8 protein-coding genes and 1 rRNA gene are annotated in these 8,080 nt (G+C 36.6%); 3 read left to right on the top strand and 6 right to left on the bottom strand.

Features of this window, described 5'->3' with window-relative positions:
- From ACIQ6Z_RS08135 to ACIQ6Z_RS08155, 5 genes are all read right to left on the bottom strand, one after another.
- Positions 1-271: ExbD/TolR family protein (locus ACIQ6Z_RS08135; protein ID WP_396210405.1), on the bottom strand; the 271-nt coding region annotated here is incomplete at its 3' end.
- A 2-nt stretch (positions 272-273) separates the two neighbouring features.
- Positions 274-981, bottom strand: a complete 708-nt coding sequence (locus tag ACIQ6Z_RS08140; RefSeq protein WP_396210406.1) for a MotA/TolQ/ExbB proton channel family protein — start codon at positions 979-981, stop codon at positions 274-276.
- 50 nt (positions 982-1,031) lie between these two features.
- Positions 1,032-2,162, bottom strand: coding sequence for a Na+/H+ antiporter NhaA (gene nhaA / locus ACIQ6Z_RS08145; RefSeq protein ID WP_396210407.1), 1,131 nt, complete (start codon positions 2,160-2,162; stop codon positions 1,032-1,034).
- A gap of 4 nt (positions 2,163-2,166) precedes the next feature.
- Complete coding sequence (locus ACIQ6Z_RS08150) at positions 2,167-3,393, bottom strand: Glu/Leu/Phe/Val dehydrogenase dimerization domain-containing protein (RefSeq protein ID WP_396210408.1); 1,227 nt, start codon at positions 3,391-3,393, stop codon at positions 2,167-2,169.
- A gap of 83 nt (positions 3,394-3,476) precedes the next feature.
- The gene (locus ACIQ6Z_RS08155) at positions 3,477-4,535 is read right to left on the bottom strand and encodes an anhydro-N-acetylmuramic acid kinase (RefSeq protein WP_396210409.1); all 1,059 of its coding nucleotides are present in this window, start codon (positions 4,533-4,535) and stop codon (positions 3,477-3,479) included.
- A 96-nt stretch (positions 4,536-4,631) separates the two neighbouring features.
- Between ACIQ6Z_RS08155 and ACIQ6Z_RS08160 the strand changes: the two genes are divergently transcribed.
- The 3 genes from ACIQ6Z_RS08160 (at position 4,632) to ACIQ6Z_RS08170 (ending at position 7,481) form a co-directional block, all read left to right on the top strand.
- A complete protein-coding gene (locus ACIQ6Z_RS08160) occupies positions 4,632-5,771 on the top strand; it encodes an acyl-CoA dehydrogenase (RefSeq protein WP_396210410.1) in 1,140 nt (379 codons plus the stop codon).
- 271 nt (positions 5,772-6,042) lie between these two features.
- On the top strand, positions 6,043-6,705 hold the full coding sequence (locus ACIQ6Z_RS08165; protein WP_396210411.1) for a 7-cyano-7-deazaguanine synthase: 663 nt from the start codon (positions 6,043-6,045) through the stop codon (positions 6,703-6,705).
- 122 nt (positions 6,706-6,827) lie between these two features.
- Positions 6,828-7,481 carry an SLATT domain-containing protein gene (locus ACIQ6Z_RS08170; protein WP_396210412.1) on the top strand — a complete coding sequence of 218 codons (654 nt, stop codon included), beginning with the start codon at positions 6,828-6,830 and terminating at the stop codon, positions 7,479-7,481.
- Positions 7,482-7,985: 504 nt separating this feature from the next.
- Here ACIQ6Z_RS08170 and rrf read toward each other — a convergent pair.
- Positions 7,986-8,080 (bottom strand): 5S ribosomal RNA (gene rrf / locus ACIQ6Z_RS08175); the annotation flags it as partial.

Here is an 8,080-nt window from a genome sequence, read left to right on the forward strand (position 1 = left end):
CGGCTAATTTTTGTTGCAATGCTGCTTCTAATTGTTCTATGGGAAGTTGTTCTTGATCTAAAAAATAATTGAAATTTCCATCAATACTCACCGAAATCGTTTCGCCTTGATCGGATTGTCCTGCCGAATTGGGCAACACCAAATCTAAGGCATTGGTGTTGGTCAGTGTGGTGACGGCTATCATAAAAAAGATCAACAACAAGAAAACAATATCGGTCATGGACGACATGTTGAATTCTGCGTTTACTTTATTTCTTCCTCTTAAGTTCATAATTAAACAGGTTCGTTAAGTACATCCAAGAAATCCACAACATTTACTTCCATCATGTGTACAATTTTATCGGTAATGCTTACCAAATGATTATAACCAACATAGGCAATAATCCCCACAACCAATCCCACAACGGTGGTCATCATTGCGGTGTAAATACCTTCCGCCAATACACTCATCTCAATTTTATTAGAACCACTGGCTGCCATTTCGTGAAATGCCATTACCATTCCAATAACTGTTCCTAAGAAACCCGTCATCGGACCCGCACCCGATAATGTGGCAAGCAAACTCACATTCTTCTCTAATTTATACACCTCTAGTTTTCCGGCATTTTCAATAGCAATATTGATATCTTCCAAAGGCTTACCAATGCGTGATATCCCTTTCTCAATCAAGCGAGCAACAGGAGAATTAGTAGCCGCACACAACATTTTTGCATTGTCAATTTTTCCTTGTTGCAAATGCATTTTAATTTGTGTCATGAAGTTTTGATCCATTTTAGAGGCAGCTTTAATGGCCATAAGACGTTCTAAATACAAGTAGATCGTTAAAAACAACATGATGAAAATAGCCGTCATTACGATTTGACCCACTAAGCCCCCGCTGAAAATAATTTCCATTAACGTCAACTCTTTTTTAGTTGCTATCGATTCTACCGCTTGATTGGCAGCTGTGGCAACGGTATCTATTTGAAGAAAAATATTCATAATAAAAGATTTTAATTTAAAACGTAAATATAAAATAAAAATTGCACGAATTATTTACATGCTTTTTTTAACCATAAAAAACCAATAATCCCAGACAATAGTGAGGCCACCAAAATCATAAACTTTGCGTTATTAATAATTTCCGCATCCTCAAAAGCCAATAGACTTATAAAAATTGACATGGTAAAACCAATACCCCCTAAAAAACCGGCACCTAATATTTTTTTTAAGTTCAAACCTCTAGGTATTTTTGCTAAGCCAAATTTTATCACTACGTATGAAAAAATAATTATCCCCAAAGGTTTACCAATAATTAGACCAAAAATAATTCCTAAGGAATAGTTTTCTGAAAAATTATGCAACCAATCGGGACCAATAATTATGGCCGTGTTACACAAGGCAAACAAAGGTAAAATCACATATACAACTGGCTTGTGTAAAAAATGCTGCAATTTGTAGGATATTGTCTTTTCTGTGCCATCTTGAAAAGGAATAGCAAAGGCCAACAACACCCCTGTAATGGTCGCGTGAACGCCCGAATTCAACATAAAATACCACATAAACACGCCTGCCACTAAATAAATCCAAAGTTGGTACACTTTCATACGGTTCAAAACCAAAAGTCCGGCAAAAATCGCCAAGGAAATAAGCAAATTGGCAAAATATAATGTTTTGGTATAAAATAAAGCGATGACAATTATGGCGCCCAAATCGTCAATTACTGCTAATGCCGTTAAAAAAACCTTCAATGAATTAGGCACTTTATTGCCTACTAATGATAAAATCCCTAGTGCAAATGCAATATCGGTAGCCATTGGAATACCAATACCCGATTGCGTTTTGGTACCAGCATTAAATAGAAAAAAAATCAAGGCCGGAAACAACATCCCACCTAAGGCTCCTGAAATAGGTAAAATAGCATCTTTAATTTTAGACAATTCCCCAATATAGACTTCTCGCTCTAATTCCAATCCAATCATTAAGAAGAAAATGGCCATCAGCCCATCGTTAATCCAATGCTCAAAACTATGGTTTGCAACAGGAAAATGCCATATTTCTAGATAACTTTCTGAAAAAGAAGTATTGGAAATTACCAATGAAAACGCGGTACAGAGTAATAAAATTAAACCTCCCGCTTTTTCACTCTCAAAAAAGGATTTAAAAAGTTTGGTTAGTGGCATGAATTTATACTAATTGTTTCAAGGCAATTTCAAAAGCAGTGGCACTGATGTCCTTTTTATCGGAACTGATGGCATGTGCTTTTTGAATCGCTGTCTTAATTCTATTAGACGTATCCGAAAATATTGCCTCATCGGTCATTTGTACTTTTTTCTCCATGAAATAAGCAAAAACTCTAGCCATACCGCAATTTGCAATAAAGTCTGGAATTAAACTTACTTTTTGATCGGTAGCTTCCATAATGGGTCCAAAGAAAATTTCCTTATCGGCAAAAGGCACGTTGGCACCACTTGAAATTACTTCCAAACCAGAAGCTATCATTTGATCTACTTGCTCTTTTGTAACCAATCTTGAAGCCGCACAAGGCGCAAAAACTTGCGCTCCCATTGACCAAATTTTAGCATTGATTTCAGCAAACGGTATCATGTTTTTTGCAACTAATTTATTTCCATCTTTGTTTAAAAACAAGGCTTTAATTTCTTCAAAAGTATATCCATTCTCGTTCATGATTCCACCATCTCGATCGATGATTCCTACTACTTTTGCACCCATTTGTGCCAAATAAAAAGCAGCTGCCGAACCGACATTTCCAAATCCTTGTACAATGGCTTTTTTACCCACGATGGTTCCGCCATAGATATCATAATAATGACGCGCCGCTTCGGCAACACCATATCCTGTAATCATATCGGCTACTGTATATTTTCTAGTAACATCTGGAGAAAAGTTAGGATTTTCAAGCACCTTGATTACGCCCTGACGCAATTGTCCTATTCTATTGATTTTATCAGCTTCAGTAGGTCTAAAATGACCATTAAAAACGCCTTCTTGCGGATGCCAAACACCACAATCTTCGGTCATTGGAATTACTTCATGGATTTCATCTACATTCAAATCACCTCCCGTTCCGTAATAATTTTTTAATAACGGCGAAACCGCTTTATACCAACGCTCCAAAACTCCTTTTTTTCTAGGATCGTTTGGGTCAAAGTTAATACCCGATTTTGCACCACCAATGGCCGGTCCTGAAACCGAAAATTTTACTTCCATTGTTTTGGCTAACGAAAGTACTTCATTCATATCCAAACCTTTTCGCATTCGAGTTCCTCCACCGGCAGCACCACCACGTAAGGAATTAATTACAGTCCATCCCTCAGCTTCTGTTTCAGGGTCTTTCCAATGGAATACAATTTCTGGTTCTTTATTTTCAAATTTTTGCAATAAATCTTTCATGGTAACATTCGTTTTATGGTTTTGCAAATATACATATTCTGTATAAGCTCTTGGAATTAAACACTATTTTTTGGTGGTAAATTTTAGGAATAAATTTGGCCCGAAGAATGATCGCGTTGAGCACCCGTAACGGAGGCCAACACATTGATCTCGTTGCGCAATCGCAACACGCCTAACAAAGCAAAAATTAAGGCCTCTTTAAATTGTATGGTTTTATCCTCTGGAATCGTAATTTGAACCGACGGCAAATGCTGCTGTAATCGGTCCATCAAAAAGGTATTATAAGCGCCACCACCCGTTACCAATAATTTGGTGTTGGGTTGGCAAACAGCAGCCACTTGCACGGCAATATGTTCTACAAAAGTAGCCAATACATCGGGAACTGAAATAGGAAACGAATGCAATTGTGGAAAAATAATCTCTTGAACAAACTCCATTCCTAATGATTTGGGATAGGCCGTTTTATAATACGTTAACCCATTCAATTGGGCTAATAATTCGGCGTGAATTGTGCCCGTTTTGGCAATAGCTCCCCCATCATCATAGGGCAAGCCCATGGCATTCGCATAATAATTCAAAACCGTATTGACCGGCGAAATATCAAACGCCATTCGGGTTCCGTTTTCATGAAAAGAGATGTTCGAAAATCCGCCTAAATTCAAACAATAGTCATATTCCGAAAAAAGCAATTCATCTCCAATAGGTACTAATGGTGCACCTTGACCCCCTAGCGCGACATCTTGCACTCTAAAATCGCAAACTATAGTATGCGCCAGTAAATTGCGCAATAACGGTAAATTTCCAATTTGAAGCGTAAAGCCGTTGTGTGGTTGGTGCAAAATGGTGTGACCATGCGAACAAACGGCATCAATGGCAACCAACTGATGTTTCGAAATAAAATCGGCAATGATAGAAGCCAACAATTTGGTATAAGAAACATTCAACGCTTCTAATTCTGATGTACTAAAATGAAACGCATTTTTCAATTGCTCCACCCATTCTGGGGAGTACGCAACGGTCTCTGAGTGCAAAATTTGATACGTCCATTGGTCTTTCTTGTTGAATGCAGTATAAGCCAAATCAACACCATCCAAGGATGTACCCGACATGACACCGATAACGTTGTAGTTTTCTTTAAACATGGGTTAAAATTACAAATTGTTATTGAAATTTTCCTAATTATTAGTTACATTTGGGGACTCAAAATAGTAAATTATCAAACAATACATCTAAATTATATGGATTTTAAATTAACCGAAGAGCATTTAATGATTCAGCAAGCGGCAAGAGATTTTGCTCAAACCGAATTATTACCTGGAGTTATTGAAAGAGACGAACATTCAAAATTTCCTACCGAGCAAGTTAAAATGATGGGCGAACTTGGGTTTATGGGAATGATGGTAGACCCACAATATGGCGGTGCTGGATTAGACAGTTTGTCGTATGTGTTGGCCATGGAAGAAATTGCAAAAGTAGACGCTTCTGCTGCCGTAATCATGTCGGTAAACAACTCGTTAGTGTGTGCCGGATTAGAAAAATATGGTTCAGAAGAACAAAAAATAAAATATTTAACCCCGTTAGCTAAAGGAGAAGTCATTGGTGCTTTTTGTTTGTCGGAACCCGAAGCAGGATCTGATGCTACTTCGCAAAGAACTACAGCTATTGATATGGGCGACCACTATTTAGTGAACGGAACCAAAAACTGGATTACTAACGGAGGAACCGCTTCTACTTATTTAGTTATAGCACAAACCGATGCTGCCAAAGGGCACAAAGGTATCAATGTATTAATTGTTGAAAAAGGAATGCCAGGTTTTGAAGTGGGCCCGAAAGAAAAGAAAATGGGAATTCGCGGATCGGATACGCATACCTTATTATTCAATGATGTAAAAGTACCGAAAGAAAACAGAATTGGCGCTGACGGATTTGGTTTTGCTTTTGCCATGTCCACCTTAAACGGCGGAAGAATTGGAATTGCTTCTCAAGCATTAGGAATTGCACAAGGCGCTTATGAATTGGCATTAAAATATTCGCAAGAGCGTGTGGCGTTTGGAAAACCTATTTTCAACCACCAAGCCATTGCGTTTAAATTGGCCGACATGCATGTAAAAATTACCTGTGCGCGTTTGTTAATTCACAAAGCCGCTACCGAAAAAGACAACGGTGAAGATATTGCACATTCGGGTGCGATGGCAAAATTGTATGCTTCTGAAATTGCATTGGAAGTGGCAAATGAAGCGGTACAAATTCACGGCGGAAACGGTTATGTGAGCGAATATCACGTTGAGCGAATGATGCGCGATTCTAAAATTACACAGATATATGAAGGAACTTCTGAAATTCAACGCATTGTCATTTCAAGAGGTTTAGTGAAATAATAAACACCTCAATTATACATCAAATCCGGTTCTTTTGAGCCGGATTTTTTTGTGCTATTTTTTGAGCAACGATTTAAAAACATAAAAAACTAATACTCATAAATTAAAAATAATTACTTATGCTTTACTATTTGAAAAATATTTAGTAGGTTTGAGAAAGTATAATGTCAACGCTTATCTATTCAAAATTAGATGATTTACGGTACTATGTAGTGCATATATATAAGTAAGCGGTCATTTAAAAAAACATAAACAATTAAAATAAACAATCATGACAAAAAAGAACAAGACATTAATCATGCTATCAGGCGGACTTGACTCCACAACAGCATTAGCAAAAGCAATTAAAGAAGGATATACGGTAAAAGCTATTTTCTTCAACTTTGGACAAGAAAATTCAAAAAGAGAATTGGCTGCTGCCCGAAGAGTATCAATGCACTACGACATTGATTTGGAAGTAGTGAATATGGAAGGAATTTCCGAAAACTTTCTTGGACTTTCACAAGGTATAAATATTGGAATTGGATTTACATCATTGACAGGTGAAAAAAGCCAGAATTGTCCTCATGCATTATTTGGACTTGCTTCAACATTCGCAATATTAAAAGGGTTTGACAAAGTAATAAATGGAATAAATTCTGTTGATTACGAAAGTGCTCCTACGATAAAAGATTATGTAAAAAGCTATTCTGAATTGATTAATAAATTCGAAAAAGGAAACTTTACTTTTGAAACTCCATTTTTAGAAATTTCAAAATCAGAAGTAGTTAAACTTGGTCAAACTCTAGAAATACCATTTAAAATAACTCGTTCATGTATGCGTAACCAAGAAAATCATTGTGGTGAATGTTCAGCTTGTAGAGAAAGAAAGGACGCATTTACAAAAGCGGGTATTTTAGATACAACAACCTATATAAAAAAAACGAACCGCTAACAGCGGTTTGCAAAAATGACGGGTTTTGGGCTAAATTGAAAGAAAGAACTTCTAAATCAGTCAATTCGATAAGCTACAAAACATTAGTAGTTATTTCCAAAAAACTATATCAAATTAATCTTATGACAGAAAATGAATCAAACAAAGAGATGCAAACAACATCTGGCCAATTGTATTTAGATAAAGATTTTAGTGTTGAACTTAATTTTAAATTTTGGACTACAAAAGGTGCACGGTTTACTGCAAGCTCTAGATTAAAGAAAATAAATAAGTTGTCGTCATATTCAATTGGATTTCTTTCTGGCTATATGATAATCATTGGATTATTAAGTATTTTCAAATTAAATAATTCTCATATAGTTTCAAATGAACAATTAGGATTTATTTCTACAGGATTATCAATTTTAATTTTAGTGTTTAGTCAACTTGAAAGTGCGAATGATTACGCTTTGAAAGCTGACAAGTTTCATAATTGCGCATTGGAAATTAGTGATCTCTACAATAAACTTCGATATTTAAAAACTAATCTGAAAAGCAATGAGAAAATAAATATACTTGCACAAGAATTGTCGATAGAATATGGAAACGTTCTTAAAAAATATGAAAATCACGAATCAATCGACTTTGAATTCTTTAAAATTTCTAAAAACGATTATTTCAAAATGTCAGGTTGGAAAATATTTATAATCCAAGTTGAGTATTATATTCGAACAAAATTTATTTATCATTTTTTGATTGTTGGGCCAGCAATTATAATTTATCTAATATTAAAATAGAAAAAAAACCACGCTGACAAGGGAATCCTTTCGCGTGGTGATGCTTAAATAATAAACACCGTTATTTACTATTTATACAAAACAAAAAACCCCGTTTCGTTAGAAACAGGGGTTTCAAAAGACTCGAGGGCTATGCGCGACTGAGCGAAGCTAAAGGCGGCGACTCGAGCTTGCTAATAAGCGAAGCACATACTCTCCCATCACGCCTAGGCGGACAGTACTCTGCTCAATCGTCCCGAAGCTTCGGGATTAACTTCTTTGTTCGTTTAAACTTTTTTACCACTACCATAAAACAAAAAAGCCTGTTTCTAACGAAACAGGCTTTTCAAAAAAAGACGGCGAACCGACCCTCCTTGGCGGGGAACACGGCGTACCTATAAAAAAAATAACCCCAGCTTTTTAAGCTGGGGTTACTAAAAAAAGGCGGCGACACGAACGCAGTGACTGCGCCGAACCGCTTGAAAACAAAAAACCCCGTTTCGTTAAAAACGGGGTTTTCAAAAAAAAAGGCGGCGACATACTCTCCCACATAACTGCAGTACCATCTGCGCAATCGGGCTTAACTTCTCTGTTCGGAATGGGAAGAGGTGAGCCCCGAC

Origin of the sequence: Flavobacterium sp., from assembly GCF_044376915.1 — a bacterium.
Lineage (GTDB): Bacteria > Bacteroidota > Bacteroidia > Flavobacteriales > Flavobacteriaceae > Flavobacterium.